At 59.6% G+C, this 16,624-nt stretch carries 16 protein-coding genes; 8 read left to right on the top strand and 8 right to left on the bottom strand.

All coding sequences use genetic code 11. The annotated features are described in order from the left end of the window. The first annotated feature begins 53 nt into the window (after positions 1 to 53). The 7 genes from icmH to CKF42_RS14910 are packed head-to-tail and all read left to right on the top strand — an operon-like array spanning position 54 to position 8,483. Positions 54 to 1,271: a type IVB secretion system protein IcmH/DotU gene (gene icmH, locus CKF42_RS14940; protein WP_111208527.1), complete on the top strand. Its 1,218-nt coding sequence runs from the start codon at positions 54 to 56 to the stop codon at positions 1,269 to 1,271. Further along, complete coding sequence (gene tssM / locus CKF42_RS14935) at positions 1,271 to 3,385, top strand: type VI secretion system membrane subunit TssM (protein ID WP_111208526.1); 2,115 nt, start codon at positions 1,271 to 1,273, stop codon at positions 3,383 to 3,385. The genes icmH and tssM overlap by 1 nt, the downstream gene beginning before the upstream one ends. 13 nt (positions 3,386 to 3,398) lie before the next feature. Beyond that, positions 3,399 to 4,097 (top strand): type VI secretion system-associated protein TagF, encoded by a 699-nt coding sequence (gene tagF, locus CKF42_RS14930; protein ID WP_009090607.1) that lies wholly within the window; start codon positions 3,399 to 3,401, stop codon positions 4,095 to 4,097. A 36-nt stretch (positions 4,098 to 4,133) separates the two neighbouring features. Beyond that, positions 4,134 to 5,270: a type VI secretion system-associated FHA domain protein TagH gene (tagH, locus tag CKF42_RS14925; RefSeq protein WP_009090609.1), complete on the top strand. Its 1,137-nt coding sequence runs from the start codon at positions 4,134 to 4,136 to the stop codon at positions 5,268 to 5,270. Further along, the gene (locus CKF42_RS14920) at positions 5,267 to 6,043 is read left to right on the top strand and encodes a PP2C family serine/threonine-protein phosphatase (protein ID WP_009090611.1); all 777 of its coding nucleotides are present in this window, start codon (positions 5,267 to 5,269) and stop codon (positions 6,041 to 6,043) included. The genes tagH and CKF42_RS14920 overlap by 4 nt, the downstream gene beginning before the upstream one ends. Positions 6,044 to 6,057: 14 nt before the next feature. Further along, the gene (locus CKF42_RS14915; protein ID WP_111208525.1) at positions 6,058 to 7,011 is read left to right on the top strand and encodes a hypothetical protein; all 954 of its coding nucleotides are present in this window, start codon (positions 6,058 to 6,060) and stop codon (positions 7,009 to 7,011) included. A 44-nt stretch (positions 7,012 to 7,055) separates the two neighbouring features. After that, positions 7,056 to 8,483, top strand: a complete 1,428-nt coding sequence (locus tag CKF42_RS14910) for a serine/threonine-protein kinase (protein ID WP_009090615.1) — start codon at positions 7,056 to 7,058, stop codon at positions 8,481 to 8,483. Between the two features lie 78 nt (positions 8,484 to 8,561). Here the strand turns inward: CKF42_RS14910 and CKF42_RS14905 are convergent, their stop codons facing one another. Together CKF42_RS14905 and chaB are read right to left on the bottom strand one after the other, a co-directional pair. Further along, positions 8,562 to 9,236 (bottom strand): gamma-glutamylcyclotransferase, encoded by a 675-nt coding sequence (locus CKF42_RS14905; protein ID WP_162836536.1) that lies wholly within the window; start codon positions 9,234 to 9,236, stop codon positions 8,562 to 8,564. A gap of 225 nt (positions 9,237 to 9,461) precedes the next feature. Further along, entirely contained in the window at positions 9,462 to 9,692 is a 231-nt protein-coding gene (gene chaB, locus CKF42_RS14900) for a putative cation transport regulator ChaB (RefSeq protein ID WP_009090618.1), read from the bottom strand. A gap of 373 nt (positions 9,693 to 10,065) precedes the next feature. Between chaB and chaA the strand changes: the two genes are divergently transcribed. Further along, on the top strand, positions 10,066 to 11,157 hold the full coding sequence (chaA, locus tag CKF42_RS14895) for a sodium-potassium/proton antiporter ChaA (protein ID WP_009090620.1): 1,092 nt from the start codon (positions 10,066 to 10,068) through the stop codon (positions 11,155 to 11,157). Positions 11,158 to 11,219: 62 nt separating this feature from the next. Here the strand turns inward: chaA and kdsA are convergent, their stop codons facing one another. The 6 genes from kdsA to hemA are packed head-to-tail and all read right to left on the bottom strand — an operon-like array spanning position 11,220 to position 16,542. Beyond that, positions 11,220 to 12,074 (bottom strand): 3-deoxy-8-phosphooctulonate synthase, encoded by an 855-nt coding sequence (kdsA, locus tag CKF42_RS14890; protein WP_009090621.1) that lies wholly within the window; start codon positions 12,072 to 12,074, stop codon positions 11,220 to 11,222. A 25-nt stretch (positions 12,075 to 12,099) separates the two neighbouring features. Beyond that, positions 12,100 to 12,909: an invasion regulator SirB1 gene (sirB1, locus tag CKF42_RS14885; protein ID WP_009090623.1), complete on the bottom strand. Its 810-nt coding sequence runs from the start codon at positions 12,907 to 12,909 to the stop codon at positions 12,100 to 12,102. Between the two features lies 1 nt (position 12,910). Further along, the gene (locus CKF42_RS14880; RefSeq protein ID WP_009090625.1) at positions 12,911 to 13,303 is read right to left on the bottom strand and encodes a SirB2 family protein; all 393 of its coding nucleotides are present in this window, start codon (positions 13,301 to 13,303) and stop codon (positions 12,911 to 12,913) included. Between the two features lie 24 nt (positions 13,304 to 13,327). Then, positions 13,328 to 14,161 carry a peptide chain release factor N(5)-glutamine methyltransferase gene (prmC, locus tag CKF42_RS14875; RefSeq protein ID WP_111208524.1) on the bottom strand — a complete coding sequence of 278 codons (834 nt, stop codon included), beginning with the start codon at positions 14,159 to 14,161 and terminating at the stop codon, positions 13,328 to 13,330. Then, on the bottom strand, positions 14,161 to 15,243 hold the full coding sequence (gene prfA / locus CKF42_RS14870; protein WP_111208523.1) for a peptide chain release factor 1: 1,083 nt from the start codon (positions 15,241 to 15,243) through the stop codon (positions 14,161 to 14,163). Before prfA ends, prmC begins: the two co-directional genes overlap by 1 nt. A gap of 42 nt (positions 15,244 to 15,285) precedes the next feature. Continuing rightward, positions 15,286 to 16,542 carry a glutamyl-tRNA reductase gene (gene hemA / locus CKF42_RS14865; protein WP_046101687.1) on the bottom strand — a complete coding sequence of 419 codons (1,257 nt, stop codon included), beginning with the start codon at positions 16,540 to 16,542 and terminating at the stop codon, positions 15,286 to 15,288. Between the last annotated feature and the right edge of the window lie 82 nt (positions 16,543 to 16,624).

Raw genomic sequence — 16,624 nt, 5'->3', positions numbered from 1 at the left:
CGTCCCGTGCTGCGGGCACAGGCATTTGCCATTAGCTGGAAGATCACACTGTAATGACTGTGGAATCCCCTGCGCGTGAGGCGTCCCCCTCAGGCAATGAGAATCTGTTACTTCAGGCTGCAGCCCCCCTGCTGAACGCGGTGGTGCAGATTCGTCAGGCAGCCACCCATGACGACCCTGCCGGGCTGCGTCAGTCTCTGATCGATGAAATCCGCCAGTTCGAACAGCGCTGTAAACAGGCCGGACTGCCGTTTGAGATGATTATCGGCGCGCGTTACTGCATCTGCAGCGCGCTGGATGAAGCGGCAGCCCAGACCCCCTGGGGCACCCGCGGCGTCTGGTCGGGCAACGGCATGCTGGTCACCTTTCATAATGAAAGCTGGGGCGGCGAGAAATTTTTTCAGCTGCTGTCACGCATTTCGCAGAGCCCGCAACAGCACCTCTGGCTGCTGGAGGTGGTTCACTACTGCCTGCTGCTGGGCTATGAGGGGCGCTATCGCGGCAACGAAAATGGCCGAACCCAGTGCGACGGCATCCGCAAACGCCTGAAAACCCTGATAGATGAAACCCGCGCGCAGCGCGAATCCCCGCAACCGCCGCTGGTGGAGGTGCATCCGCTGGTGAGCACCCTCGCCCGCCCGATGGTGCCGCTCTGGGCGTGCGCCATGCTGGTCGCGCTGGTCGGCTGCCTGATCTATAGTGGCCTGAACTGGCGACTCGGCAATGCGGCGGAGCCGCTGCTGCGCACCATTTATCAGACGCCGCTGCCGCAGATCACCGCCGGACGCCGCCCCTCTTCGCCGCAGGCGCTGCTCGATCTGCGTCAGCGCCTGAACGATGTCATCGCGGCCGGTCAGCTCGAAGTGAGCGACGGCGCGTTTGGCAGTAAAGTGATTATCCCGGCGGATAAACTGTTTGCCCAGCAGGGCACGGTCATCAATCCGGTAGGCCGGGCGCTGCTGGCTCGTGTTTCAACCGCGATGAATGATGTGAAAGGCACCATTCTGGTGTCGGTGTTTACCGACGATCATCCGGTGGATAACAGCCGCTTTGCCTCCAGCTACGAGTTCTCCTTTGCCCGCGCCCGCGCCATCACCCAGCTTCTGCAGGTGCAGCTGGCTGACGGCCATACGGTTCGCTCTGAAGGCCGCGGCGACAGCGACCCGCTGCTGCCCAACGACAGCAGCGAAAACCGGACCCGCAACCGCCGCGTAGAAATTACCCTTTTTGCCGCGCCTGAAACGCTCAGTAATCACCAGGGAGCCCGATAATGCGCGCCTCACTTCGTCTGTTGTTAACCCACCGCCTGCTGTGGAGTTTTATCGGCGTCACGGCGCTGAGCTGCCTGGTCTGGATGCTGGGGCCGTTCTGGACATGGGACGAGTCACGTCCTCTGGAACCGGCGCTGCCCCGCCAGCTCACCGTCGGCGCACTCTTTTTTCTCTGGATCCTGTTCCAGCTGATCCCGTCACTCTATCGCGCCTGGTTTAACAGCCGCCTGCTGACGCAGCTCCAGCTGGCCGACAATGAAGATCCGGCCGAGCGTCAGATGACCGAAGAGCGGCTCAATCAGCGCTTCAGTGAAGCCGTGATGCAGCTGAAACGTACGCAGTTTGGCCGCCGCCACAGTGGCGGCTGGCTGGCGCGCGTCAACGCCAGCTACCTCTATCAGCTTCCCTGGTATCTGGTGATGGGGGCCCCCGGTGCCGGTAAGACCACCGCGCTGCTGAATGCGGGGCTGGACTTTCCGCTGACCGACACGCTGGGAAAAAATGCCATTCGCGGCGTCGGCGGCACCCGCAACTGTGACTGGTGGTTTACCGACAGCGCCGTGCTGATTGATACCGCCGGTCGCTATGCGCTGCAGGAGAGCCAGCGCGTGCGCGACGCCGCGGAGTGGCACAGTTTTATCAATCTGCTCAAACGCTACCGCACCCGCCAGCCGATTAACGGCGTCATCATGACCATCAGCGTCGCCGACCTGCTGAGTGACTCAGCCGAGGCGCGTTTCGCTCAGGCAAGCGCCCTGCGTGAGCGCATGGCGGAACTGCATCAGCAGACCGGCATTCATTTCCCGGTCTATGTAATGGTGACCAAAACCGACCTGCTGAAAGGCTTTATGAGCTATTTTGGCTCGATGGATAAGGCGCGGCGTGACGCCATCTGGGGCTTCACGTTTAACCGTGAACCGGGCAAATCGCCAAAGAGTGACTGGCATCACCACTTTGATCAGCAGTTTCAGCGGCTGGAGCAGCAGCTTCAGCAGCAGCTGGCGGATCAGATGACCCAGGAGCGCGACCTGAACCAGCGCGCGGAGTGTTTCCTCTTCCCGCAGGAGTTCGCCTCACTGCGCCCGCTGCTGAACGAATATCTGGATATCGTCTTTTCTGACCATCAGGATGCGGTGGCCTGGAGTCCGCGTGGCCTCTTCTTCACCAGCGGCACCCAGGAGGGGCTGCCCTTTGATCGGGTGATGGGTGAACTGAGCCGTAAGCTGCAGTTGCGCCAGGCGGGCGATCACTCCATCGCGGCGTGGGACAGCGTTAACCGCAGCCGCCCCATCCCCGGCAACAAAGGCCAGAGCTTCTTTATCCGCGATCTGCTGAGCGATCTGATTTTTAAAGAGAGCGGCCTGGCGGGCAGCAATCGCCGCTGGGAGTACCGCAATCAGCTGTTCCACTGGATTGGCTACGGTGTGCTGGCGGGCGCGCTGTTGATCGCCTCCAGCCTGTGGTGCCTCAGCTACTATCAGAATCAGCACTATCTGCAGGAGGTGGCGGCACGGGTGCCGGCCATCCGGTCGCAGAGTCAGCAGGTCATTCATCAGCCTGCAGATAATATTTTTGATCTGCTACCCTTTCTGAATAACCTGGTGAAGCTGCCGCTCTCGCCGCGTTTTTCTCTCGATAATCCACCGCTTACTATGCGGGCGGGCTTATATCGCGGGAGTCAGGTGAGCGATGCGGCCTGGGTGCTGTATCAGAATGCGCTCAAGTCGCTGCTGCTGCCGCGCGTGGCCCAGCAGATCACCAATATCCTGCGCAACGATCCGGGTGACGATAACGCCTACAGCCGCAATGCGCTGCGCGCTTATCAGATGCTCTATCAGCCGCGTAATTATGATGGCGAATTTTTACGGGCCTGGCTGCTGCAGAACTTACAGCGCTCGCTGCCCGATTCGGTCAGCGCCCGCGATCTTCAGCAGCTCGACTGGCACCTGAGCCAGCTGCTGGATCAGCAGATTCAGTCGTCGCCCTATGCCCGCGACAACGCCCTGATGATGCGTAAACTGGCGGAAAATCTGAACATTGCGGGCCAGTCGGGCCCGGTGCTGGCGGCGACGCCCCGGCACGCTGCCCCGCAATTTTCCTCGCATAGCGAGTAATGGTGAGGTAAACATGGCTGCTTACACGGCCCCCGGCTGGTATGGCAAGCTGCCGTCGACCGGTGACTTTCTGCACCATCGACTGAGCGAACAGCAGATTAGTCCCTGGAATCACTGGTTTCAGCAGGGACTGATGCACTGGCATCAGCAGGCGTATGCGATCAGCGCGAATTTTCTCCATGCGCCGGTGTGGAACTTTGTTCTGCCGGTGACGGCCACCCGGCCACAGATACAGATGGGCTGCCTGCTGCCCTCCTGTGACCGCGTCGGACGCGCCTGGCCGCTGCTGGCTCTGCACAGCTTTCCGCTGGCGCAGTGGCATCCGGCGCAGCTGCGGATCTCCGGTGACTGGTTTCAGGATCTGGGTGCCACGCTGTTACGGGCGGTGCAGACGCCGCTGAACGGCGAGCAGCTGGAGCAGGCGATTCAGGCGCTGCCCCCGCTGCTGGTGCCCGCCCGCAAGCCGTCTGAAATCATGGATGTGATCGGTTTTCAGGACCTGCCCTGCACGCTGAGCTGGCGTGAAGTGGCGGAACGCTTCGACCCGCAGCAGCATATGAGCTACTGGTGGAGTAATCGCAGTGACGGGTTTGTGCATGCGACCCACAAGCATAGCGGCAACCTCACCGCGCAACTGTTTTCGTTACTGTTCAACCCGGCGGCAGGTTCACAGCCGGGACGTAATGGCCTCTATCCGCCGATGTTCGAATGAGGCCGGATGCGTTTGCCGTTTAATCTGGGATAACTCATGCAATTTACCATTGTGCAGTGCACTACGGATGTTCCGGTCAAAAGCGTCGCGTTTCAGCCGCCTGGCGGCACCATTGGCCGCAGTCAGGATAATGATCTGGTACTGCCCGATGAGACGCGCGCCATTTCGCGTCTGCAGGCGCTGGTTCATCTGTCGCAGGAGGGCGAGTGTCGCCTGACCAATCAGGGCAGCGTGACGCCAGTGGAGCACAACGGCATTACCCTGGGACGCGGCATGCAGGTGCTGCTGAAACATGGCGATGCGCTGCGGATCGGCGATTATGCGCTGGAAGTGCGCGACCCTGCCTGCCACGCCGCCCAGAGCGATCCGCTGGCGCTGTTTGCCGGTGACAGTGCACAGCCCGCCAATCCGCTCGGCATTCACGAACATCACGACATTGAGGCGCGGCTGCTGGTCAGCGAGGCGGCGCCCGCCCGCCACGAACGCCACAGCGATGCGCGGCTGGCCATCGACCCGCAGGCGAGTGAGCCACGCCGCACGCTGACAGCCCAGCCGGTGGATCAGGATCGGCTCATCGCCGCGCTGCTGGACGGTATGGGGCTGAGCAACGGGCACGCCACGCCGATTGATGAAGAGCAGATGCGGATTACGGGCCGGATGCTGAGTCTCTTCTCGCAGGGCACGGTCGCGCTGCTCTCCTCGCGCTCCATTCTCAAGCGCGGCGTGAAGGCAGACATGACGATGATCCTCAACGAGGCCAACAACCCGTTTAAGATCCTGCCCTCCGGGAAGACCGTGCTGATGCAGATGTATCAGAGCCAGATGCCGGGCTTTATGCCGCCGGAACAGGCGGTGCGCGATGCGCTGGTCGATCTGCAGGCCCACCAGCTGGGCATGATTGCCGGCATCCGCGCCATCATCGCCGCGATGCTGCAATCCTTTAATCCGCAGCGGCTGGAGGAGCAGGCGCGCGCCGACGGCGTGGTCTCTAAACTGCCCTTCTCCACCGTGAAGAAAGCGGCGCTGTGGGACTACTTTACCCGTAACTATCAGCGCACCGCCGGGGAGATCGAGGATGATTTCCATACGCTGTTTGGCGAAGCGTTTCTTCATGCTTATGACATGGAAGTTAACCAGTATAAGGATTCTCAGACGCGGGTAGATGAAGCATGAAGATTGTGTTTGCCAGTCGCTGCCAGCAGGGACTCCGCGATGAGAATCAGGATCGCACCGGCGCTGAACTGGATGACCATAAAGCCTGTTTTGTGGTGTGCGATGGCGTCGCCGGTCTGCCGGGCGGCGAGATGGCGGCTCAGCTGGTGCGCGACACCCTGCTGAGTCAGTTGCAGGCGTACGACGCCTTTACCCCGGAAATCACCCATCAGGCGATTGAGCAGTGCCGTCTGGCGCTGCATGAGGCACAGGGTAAAAATCCGAAATTTTCACGTATGAGCACCACGCTGGCGGCCCTGTTTATTGACCGTAAAAAACAGCGTGCATGGTGGGCCCATGCGGGTGACAGCCGGGTTTACCACTTCCGCCGGGGGGTGCTCAACGAGGTGACCCGTGACCACAGTCTGGCGCAGCAGCTGAAAGAAGCAGGCTATGAAAATACCGGCATTAACAGTAATTTACTTTATAATGCGCTCGGTGCTGAGCCGCCTCGCTTAGTGAGCTTTTCACAGGAGATGGCGCTGGAGGATGGTGACGCCTTTCTGGTCTGTACCGACGGCTTCTGGCTGAATCTGACCACCGGCGAAATGGAACAGGCGCTGCGCATGGTGAATGCCTGCGAAGAGTGGCTGGCGCTGATGGAGCAGGCGGTCAGCCGCAACGTTAAAAAAGATAATCTCAGCGCACTGGCGGTCTGGATTGGTGAGCCGGAAGAGGCCACGCTGCTCTATTCACTGGCTGATTCGGCGCGCTTTCTGCCGCCTCGTTTTTGATTCCAAGGATCCTTATGAAACTGTGGTTGCCCGGCATCATCACTCTGCTGATGGCCTTTCACGCCCAGGCTGAAAATTATCGTGTGGTTTACTCCCCCAGCCTGGAGCTGGAGGTTTATATCGATGATGTGGTCAGCAAAGCGCCTGACGACTGGTGTAAAGAGACGCTGCCGCTGCGCATCGTCTCTGGCAAGAGTAAGGATTCGGCGGTGCTGACCACCTTTTTGCCGCGCGTCGGCACCCTGCTCGCCAACCAGTGCGGCCTGCTGGATGTGCTGCCCTGGCAGATGACCAGTAAAGAGGGAAGCGTGCTGGCCAGCGGCAGTGCCAGCAAGCTGCAGAACTGGCGGCCTATCGTGATGGCTGATGCCACCGCCAGCGCCAGTGAGAGCAACGCCGCGCCGCTGGACCTGTCGCGGCCGGCTGACAGCACGCCGCTGCAACACTTTGATCTGCCCAGCGGCTGTCATTTTCGTACCGCCTGGGATGAACATGCTCACACCCTGTTCATCCCGGACGTCAGCAAGCAGCAGTGCTCGCCGGATGGCTGGGCAGAAGGCAAAAGTGAGATGACGCTGGTTACACCGGATCAGAAAACGCCGGTCGCCGTCACCTTCTATCAGGGCTATCCCATCGCCAACCTGACGATCCCGGACAGCCGGCTGGAAGTGATTGCCGCCAATAATCAGCGCATGATCGTGACCCGGGCGGACGCCGCAGAGAGCTGGCTGGTGCTGCCCTTTGATGACCAGCATCACGTCTGGCGCTTCAACGGGGCCCTGTTAATCAAAATGGATAAGAATGCTGCGCAGCAGAGTGCTGACGCTGTGAAATCGCGGGTCGATACCTTGCGCAGCCAGTGGGCGCCCTATTTCATGCCACAGCAAAAAGTGAATGTGTTACTCATCGACACCCTGCACGCGGATCTGGTTGATCCTGCCATTGGTGCCTGGCGTAACATCAATTAATTACCGCGCAGCCTGGCGAGCAGGCCGTGTACAGAGAGTTCACTATGTCGGCAAATGAAAATCCGAAAACCGTTCCGAATGCCCTGCCTGACGGATACCGTTTTAACGAGTTTGAGATCAAGGAAGTGATTGGCGGCGGCGGCTTCGGCATCGTCTATCGCGCCTGGGATCATCAGCTCGAACGCACCATCGCCATTAAAGAGTATATGCCGGTGTCGCTGGCCGTCCGTGCTGCGGATCTCACCCTGGAATTGCGCGGTGAGCGTTTTCAGAAGCTCTTTAATGCCGGTCTGAACAGCTTTATTCAGGAAGCGCGCCTGCTGGCCCGCTTTAACCATCCGGGCCTGCTGCACGTGCTGCGCTTCTGGGAGCAGAACGGCACGGCCTATATGGGCACGCTCTATTACAGCGGCATGACCCTGAAGGAGTGGCAGCTCACCAGCCCGGAGTCGATCTCTGAAGCCTGGATACGCCGCCTGCTGCCTCCGCTGCTGGGGGCGATCAGCACCATTCATCAGGCGGGCTATCTGCATCGCGATATCTCGCTCGACAATATCCAGATTCAGGAGAATCAGCTGCCGGTGCTGCTCGATTTCGGCTCGGCGCGCAAAGAGATTGGCAACCTCTCTGATGAAACGGAAATCATGCTCAAACCCGGTTTTGCGCCGATTGAGCAGTACAGCGAAGAGGGAGAAGTTGAACAGGGCCCCTGGACCGACATCTACGCGCTGGGCGCGGTGCTGCACAGCCTGATTACCCATAATCCGCCGCCGGTCAGCGTGGTGCGCTGTATTGAAGATAACTATCAGCCGCTGGTGGAACGTCAGCCAGAGGGCTACTCGCTGCCGCTGCTCCATGCGATTGACTGCGCGCTGGCGATGAAGCCGGGCGATCGCCCGCAGACGATTGATGCCTTTGCGGCGCTGATTGATCTGCCGGTCAGCGATGTGGAAGCCGTGGTCAACAGCTTCCCGGTTCCCGGTGAACCGCCTGCTGCGCGGGTGGAGGAGCCGGTCGAGGCCGCGCCGCCGGTGGTGATGGCCATGAATCACGCCGCAGCGTCGGCTGAACCGGTGACACCGCGCACGGCGCGCCGGCTGTCGCCCGCCCTGCTGGCACTGGCTGCGGTGGCGGTGCTGGCGACCGGGGCCGCCGTCTGGCTGGCGAACCGTCACAGCGCCGCGCCGGAAGCGGCAGACTCCTCAGCGGTCGTCACGCAGGCGCCCGCCTCTGCGCCGTCAGCGGCCGCCGTTCCCGCCGCGCTGGCAACCGTCTACCTTAAGCTGGAGAGCGGCGAAAGCGTGGTGCTTAACGGCCAGCCGGTGGAGGTCAAACCCGGCAGCAGTGGCTTTGCCGCGCTGAACCTGGCGGCGGGTCAGTATAAAATCGATATTCACAATGGCAGCGTGACCCACTCTCAGTCCCTGACCATTGATAAGCCCGGCACCTGGCTGATCAATCCGGGTAACTGAGTTTCGCGGGCTTGCAGCAGAAAAGAGAAAGGGCGCACGAGGATGCGCCCTTTCTCTGTTAAGAAGGAAAGCGGAGTGTCAGGCCTGTTTCAGGCAGGCTTGCTGTAATGTCCGCACCTGATGCGCCAGTCGGCTCAGCCCCTCCTCCTCCATGCCGCGGCGGGTCAGCTCCTCCTCCAGGGCAAACAGATACTGCGCGTTCGAGCCGAGCGGGCCGCTGGCCACGGCAATTAACGGCGCAACCGCATCCGGACAGGAGTCCGACTCATACAAAGGATGACGCGGGTCCATAATAAAGGTCAGCGCCGTGACGCTGCGGCCATCATCCAGCTGGAGCTCACACCAGGTAGGCAGGTAGCAGCCGGTGACCATCTCACGCTTCCACAGCAGCGTCAGCTCTTCATGCAGGCGCGCTTCCGGCAGGCGAAAGGCCAGGCCGCTGGTTCTGCCGCCCTGCTTCAGCGCCAGCATGCGGCCGGGATGGGAAGCGGTGCCGCGACCGGCAATCAGTCGCAGACAGAACGCGCGATGCCAGCCTTCCAGCGAACCGGACGCGACCTCATCCGCCTCAAAGATCGGGTTCCACATCAGCGAGCCATAGCCAAAAATCCAGACCGGGCTGTGATCGGGACGGCAGGCCAGCGTGGCGGCCAGCGACGCCGCACGCTGCTCGCAACTCCAGAGCAGCGTCTCTTCGATATCCCCGAACGACGTTTTACAATCCGCTTTTAACAGAAATTCCCGGGTAAGCAATGCGACCTCCTCAACATCAACAGCGTCCTGCGCACCAGCTCCTGTCACCTGCTCGCCAGAGGCTTCTGGCGTTTCGGTCATGAAATTGACATTAATCTATTTTCGCGCGGGGTTTCAAGCGTGAGGCGGGTCGCAGCTTAAAAAAAACCAGATAAACCTGATAGCGCAGACGAAAAAAAGGGCCAGCTGATGCCGGCCCTCAGGCGGTGCGGAGAAGCAGCAGGGTTAATGCTTCGGATGCCACTTGTCGTCATCGCCCTTTTCATACTCTTTTTTGACGGCGGACCAGGCCACTTTATGTGCCACCTCTTCCCGCGAATCATCGCCGCGTCGATCTTCCGCCTCTTTATACTGATCCCAGGCGCTGTTGAACGCCTGCTGATAGATATCCTGGGCGTGGGCAGGCAGAACGTGCTTAACGTTGTCAGGTAAATCGCTTCGGCTGGCGTAAGGCATAACGGCTCCTCTGTTGACGGATTCCTGTTAAGCCTGGCGCAACTGCGCAAAATTTCAAATCGTCACTTATTCCTGTTTCAGACTGAAAACCGCCTACAGCCGCAACAAAGGCAAATTAACTGCGGATTTTCAGGCACAGAATCCCAGGATCAGCCTGGCTGATAGGGAATGTTGCAGACTGATTATTATTACATTATTCGGGATAACTTCAGGTTAATGCAGCTTCAATCGTTTATTGCATTTTAGTAAAAAGCAGTAAATTTTTCCCTGTCGGGCCGGTGAAAAGATAAACTGCGCCCTGCTCCAAAACTGATTATATTTCTAACAGCAGTTCGCGCTGCGTCGGACAATCATTAACCAGAGAGGATGGTGAATGCCTTCACATGAAAAAACACGTCACAAGGAATTCTCGCTGATATTTCCGATTATCACGCTGGGTATCCTCTATTTTTTTGGTGCGCAGACCTCTTTTCCGGTGGTCGTCGGGATTAACCTGCTGGCACTGGTCGCCATCCTGAGCAGCGCGTTCAGCGTGGTGCGTCACGCCGACGTGCTGGCTCACCGGCTTGGCGAACCCTATGGTTCCCTGATCCTGAGCCTCTCGGTGGTGATTCTTGAAGTGAGCCTGATCTCGGCGCTGATGGCCACGGGCGATGCGGCGCCGGGGCTGATGCGCGATACGCTCTATTCGATTGTCATGATCGTGACCGGCGGGCTGGTGGGCTTTGCGCTGCTGCTGGGAGGCAATAAGTTTGCGACCCAGTACGTCAATCTGGCCGGCGTGAAGCAGTATCTGATCGCGATATTCCCGCTGGCGATTCTGGTGCTGGTCTTCCCCAACGCGCTGCCCGGCGGGAATTTCTCTGTCACCCAGGCACTGCTGATTGCGGCTATTTCAGCGGCGATGTATGGCGTTTTCCTGCTGATTCAGACGAAAACCCACCAGAGCCTGTTCGTCTATGAGCATGAGGATGAGAGTGACGACGGTGACCCGCATCACGGTAAACCCTCGGCGCACAGCAGCATCTGGCACACCGTCTGGCTGATCGTACATCTGATTGCGGTGATTGCCGTGACCAAGATGAACGCGAATACGCTGGAAAGCCTGCTGACAGAGATGAATGCTCCGGCGCAGTTCACCGGCTTCCTGGTGGCCCTGCTGATCCTCTCGCCGGAAGGCCTGGGCGCGATTAAGGCGGTGCTGATGAATCAGGTGCAGCGCGCCATGAATCTCTTCTTCGGTTCCGTGCTGGCGACCATCTCCCTGACGGTGCCGGCCGTGACCATCATCGCCACCCTGACCGGACAGGAGCTGATTTTTGGTCTGGAGCCGCCGCAGATGGTGATTATGATGGCGTCCCTGATCCTGTGTCAGATCTCCTTCTCCACCGGCCGTACCAATGTCCTGAACGGCGCGGCGCATCTGGCCCTGTTTATCGGCTATCTGATGACCATCATGCTGTAACGGCACCGGACGTCAGGCGAAAAAAAAGAGCGATTTCTCGCTCTTTTTTTTATACCGCAGACTTATTTGCTGGTATCGAGTTCCGGGAAGCTTTTCACCAGATCGTCAATCGCTTTCATCTGCACCAGGAATGGCTCCAGCTTATCCAGCGGCAGTGCGGAAGGACCGTCACACAGGGCGTGGTCCGGGTCCGGATGCGCTTCGATAAACAGACCGGCAATGCCGACCGCCATACCCGCACGCGCCAGCTCACCCACCTGGGCACGACGACCGCCTGATGCCGCACCAAACGGATCGCGGGTCTGCAGCGCATGGGTCACGTCGAAAATGACCGGGCTGTTTCGGGTCACTTTCTTCATCACGTTGAAGCCGAGCATGTCCACAACCAGGTTGTCGTAGCCGAAGTTGCTGCCGCGATCGCACAGGATAACCTGCTCGTTGCCGCCTTCTGCAAACTTATCCACGATGTTACCCATCTGGCCAGGGCTGACGAACTGCGGCTTCTTGACGTTGATCACGGCGCCGGTTTTCGCCATCGCTTCCACCAGATCCGTCTGACGCGCCAGGAAGGCGGGCAGCTGGATCACATCGACCACTTCAGAAACCGGCTGCGCCTGAGCGGCTTCATGGACATCGGTGATGATCTTCACACCGAACGTCTGCTTCAGCTCCTGGAAAATCTTCATTCCCTCTTCCAGACCCGGGCCACGGTAAGAGTGGATCGAGGAACGGTTCGCTTTATCAAAGGACGCTTTGAATACGTAAGGAATACCCAGCTTACCGGTGACGTTCACGTAGTGTTCGCAGATACGCATCGCCAGGTCACGGGACTCCAGCACGTTCATCCCGCCAAACAGCACAAACGGCAGATCGTTTGCTACTTTGATATCACCAATACTCACGACTTTCTGTGTCATGCCCTTTCCTTTTCAGTGGGTCCGCTTAGTGCAGCGTGACCTGTTTTTGTTCGATTGCATGAATCTGAACTTTGATCATTTCGCTGACCGGGTCTTCAGGACACTGCTCAACGAAGTACGTTAAATCATTCAGCGCGATATGTTCGCACTCCAGCTGCGCGTAAATCAGACCGCGATCGCGGATCTCATAGGGATCGTCAGGGTCGATACGCAGCAGCACCTGACTGACGTTCAGCGCCAGCTCCATCTTCTTCTCTTCCATCAGCGCCGCTTTCAGGGTATCGAGCATCTTGCGCATCACGGTGACGGTTTTGGCTTCGTCGAGATCGTCATCATACAGGCGTGCGGTCGGGCTGATATTGCCCTTGAGCCACACTTCCAGCGTGTGCCGATCGAGGGTTTCCCCGTTAAACGGATTGATCATCCACTTATCGCCATCAATCCAGTCCGCACGCAGAATCAGCTGTGTCGGGAAGATCACCGGCATCAGCGGCAGGTCCAGCTCGGCGGCGATGTGCAGCAGAATGATGCCCAGTGAGACCGCGGTGCCCTGACGGGTCCGCAGAACGTTGTCGATCCACAGCGCATCAGAGAGATTGTAGACACCGCTGGCACCGCCAAATCCCCACTGGCGATAGAAGAGCTCCAGCAGCTTTTCGAGCTGCAGATCGGCATCTTCCGTGTGGCTGACATAATCACGGGCTTCGGCGACTAACGCCGCCAGCTGCGCTTCCACCGAGATCGCCGGAAAATCGGCGCGGATGGCTTGCGTTGCGCCAATCACCGCTTCACACAGCGGTGTCTGGCTGAAATCTAATTGTTCGGTCGAGGTCATGCTATCCCCATAACGGCATTTTGGTCAGCGCCAGCGTAATGATGGTCACCAGGGCGATTAACGCCACCAGAAAAGCGATCCAGCGGGTGCGATCAGTGCGTGGACGGCGACTCAATGCCACAAATCCTAAGGCGATGTAGATGATAACCGCTAAAAGCTTCTCCGTCAGCCAGCTTCCTTGCGGTGTGAAGGGATAGAAGTGAGTAATCATCACCAGTGCGACGCCGCTCAGCAGTAACAGGGTGTCATTGACGTGCGGCAGAATGCGGACCCAGCGCCGCGTCAGCAGGGGTGAGCCGCGCCGCAGCCAGTAAAAACGCAGCAGAAACAGCGTTACGGTGATCCAGACCGTCACCAGGTGAAGATTTTTAATCAGGGGATAAAAAGCGATCATGCTGCGTCCTTTTCTCAAGCGCTTTCAGGTAAGAAGTTGTCCCAGGGTCACGCGCGGGTTGCCGCCGTAATCTTCAAGGGTTTCGACGGCCTGATAGCCGTTTTGCTGCATCAGCGCTGCCACCGCCTCGCCCTGCTGCCAGCCATGTTCCAGCAGCAGCCAGCCTCCCGGCAGCAGCCAGGCGGGGGCCTGCTCGATCAGCGTACGCAGATCGGCCAGCCCCGCTTCGTCGGCGACCAGCGCACTGCGCGGCTCAAAGCGCACGTCGCCCTGCGCCAGGTGACTGTCGCTGGCATCGATATAGGGCGGGTTACTGACGATGAGCGCAAACCGCTGCGGCGGCAGGGAGCGAAACCAGTGACTGAGCAGAAAGGTGGTATTGGTGAGGTTAAGCGCCTGCGCATTCGTGCGGGCCAGCGCGACGGCGGCGTCAATCCGGTCCACGCCCGTCACCTGACAGTCGGGACGCTCGCTGGCCAGCGCCAGTGCAATCGCCCCGGTGCCGGTGCCCATATCCAGAATCGCCGCCGGGGTGGCAGGCAGACGCGTCAGCGCCTGCTCCACCAGCAGTTCGGTATCAGGACGCGGGATCAGCGTGGCGTCATTGACGCGCAGAGGCAGCGACCAGAACTCCCGTTCGCCCACCAGATGCGCCACCGGTTCGCCCCGGGCACGACGTGCCAGCAGGCTATCCAGCTGTTCGCGCTGTGCTTCCGTGAGCACGGTCTCATCGAAGGCGATCAGCCAGCTGCGCGATTTACCGGTCACGAAACCTAACAGGATCTCCGCGTCACGCTTCGGGCTGTCGCCACCACACAGCGTGGCGGTCGCCTGTTTCAGCCAGTGACGAATATCCATTAATCCTGACCAGCCAGCGCCGCCAGCTGATCCGCCTGGTACTCCTGCACAATCGGTTCGATCAGGCTGTCGATTTTACCTTCCATCACTTCATCCAGACGGTAGATGGTCAGGTTGATGCGGTGGTCGGTCACGCGCCCCTGTGGGAAGTTATAGGTACGGATGCGGTCGGAACGATCGCCACTGCCCAGCAGGTTGCGGCGGGTACTGGCTTCCGCCGCGTGACGGCGGGCCATTTCGGCGGCGTGAATGCGCGCGCCCAGCACGGCCAGCGCTTTGGCTTTGTTTTTATGCTGTGAACGTTCGTCCTGACACTCCACCACGATGCCGGTTGGCAGGTGGGTAATACGAATCGCGGAGTCGGTGGTGTTGACGTGCTGACCGCCTGCGCCCGATGAGCGGAAGGTGTCAATCTTCAGATCGCCGGCATTGATCTCCGGCAGTTCCGCTTCCGGGATCTCCGGCATTACGGCGACCGTACAGGCCGAGGTGTGGATACGACCCTGCGATTCTGTTTCCGGTACGCGCTGCACGCGGTGTCCGCCAGATTCAAATTTCATGCGCCCATAGGCACCCTCTCCGGTCACCCGGGCAATCACCTCTTTGTATCCGCCGTGTTCACCGTCGTTGGCACTGACGATCTCCACACGCCAGCGGCGGGCTTCAGCATAGCGGCTGTACATGCGGAACAGATCGCCCGCGAAGATCGCCGCTTCATCACCGCCGGTACCGGCGCGCACTTCAACGAAACAGGCGCGTTCATCATCGGGATCTTTTGGCAGCAACAGCACCTGCAGCTGCTGCTCCAGGGTTTCGCCCTTCTCGCGCGCCGCCTGTAACTCCTCCTGCGCCATGTCGCGCATTTCGGGGTCATCGAGCATCTGCTGAGCGGTTTCGATATCTTCCTGCACCTGCTGCCAGTCGCGGAAGCAACGGGTTACATCGGTCAGCTGAGCATATTCGCGTGACAGCGCACGGAAACGCTCCTGATCGGCAATCACGCCAGCATCCCACAGCATCGCTTCCACTTCTTCGTGGCGCTCCTGCAGGGCTTCCAGCTTGGCAACTATAGAGGTCTTCATTAAATGTGGGATTCCCGTAAACAGGTGGCGACAGCAGTGTGCCTAATCGAGACCCAGGCTGTCGCGTAAAATCTGCAGGCGTTCATTATCGCCGTCGCGGGCGGCCTGCTGAAGTGATTTGGTTGGGGCATGTATTAAACGGTTGGTCAGCTTGTGCGCCAGTTCCTGCAGAACTTTCTGCGGATCGGTGCCCTGCTGCAGCGCCTGCAGCGCACGGCCTTCCAGCTCAGCGCGGATCTCATCCGCCTGAGAGCGATATTCCCGGATGGTGTTCACCGCGCCCTGCGAGCGCAGCCACGCCATAAATTCGCCGCTTTCCTGCACCACGATGCTTTCGGCCTGCACTGCCGCCGCTTTGCGCTGCGCCAGGTTCTGCTCGATAATCGCCTGCAGATCGTCCACGCTGTAGAGATAGGCATTAGGCAGATCGCCCACTTCCGGCTCGACGTCGCGCGGGACGGCAATATCCACCAGCAGCATCGGCTTATTACGACGCGCTTTCAGGGCGCGCTCCATCATCCCCTTACCGATAATCGGTAACGGACTGGCGGTGGAGGAGATGATAATGTCCGCCTCGGCCAGACGGGCGTCGATCTCCGCCAGGGTAATCACCTCGGCACCCACTTCCGACGCCAGCGTTTCGGCGCGCTCGCGGGTGCGGTTGGCGATGATCAGATTTTTGACCTGGTGTTCGCGCAGGTGGCGGGCCACCAGCTCGATGGTCTCACCGGCGCCGACCAGCATGACATTGACGGTGGAGAGTGATTCAAAGATCTGACGGGCCAGCGTACAGGCCGCGAACGCCACCGAGACGGCATTGGCACCGATGTCGGTTTCCGTGCGCACGCGTTTGGCCACCGAGAAGGTTTTCTGGAACATGCGCTCCAGTTCACTGCTCAGCGCCTGACCACGTGAGGAGTCGGCAAACGCTTTTTTCACCTGACCGAGGATCTGGGGTTCGCCCAGCACCAGGGAATCGAGTCCGCTGGCGACCCGCATCAGGTGGCTGACCGCCTCATTATCCTGATGCCAGTAGAGGCTGTTACGCACATCCTCTTCGTTCAGCTGATGATAATTGCACAGCCAGCTCACCAGACGCGCCTGTAAATCCGCCTGCTGCTCTACACTCAGGTAGAGTTCAGTCCGGTTACAGGTGGACAGCACCACACCGCTCTGCACCATTGGCTGTGATAACAGGCTGTTTAAGGCCTGCTCAAGCGTCTCCGGCCCGAACGTAACACGTTCGCGCAGAGCAATGGGGGCGGTCTTGTGGTTGATTCCGAGAGCGAGCAGCGTCATGGTGATTTTGGTTGGGATGTCCCAATAATGTCAGGGTTTTGTGAGGCGCATTCTACAAGATGCGACAGATCAAGAAAAGCCA

The organism is Pantoea sp. ARC270, from assembly GCF_003236725.1.
In the GTDB taxonomy this organism is placed as follows: domain Bacteria; phylum Pseudomonadota; class Gammaproteobacteria; order Enterobacterales; family Enterobacteriaceae; genus Pantoea; species Pantoea anthophila.
Note: the sequence above shows the minus strand (reverse complement) of the source record. Positions and strands in the feature narration are given on the sequence as shown.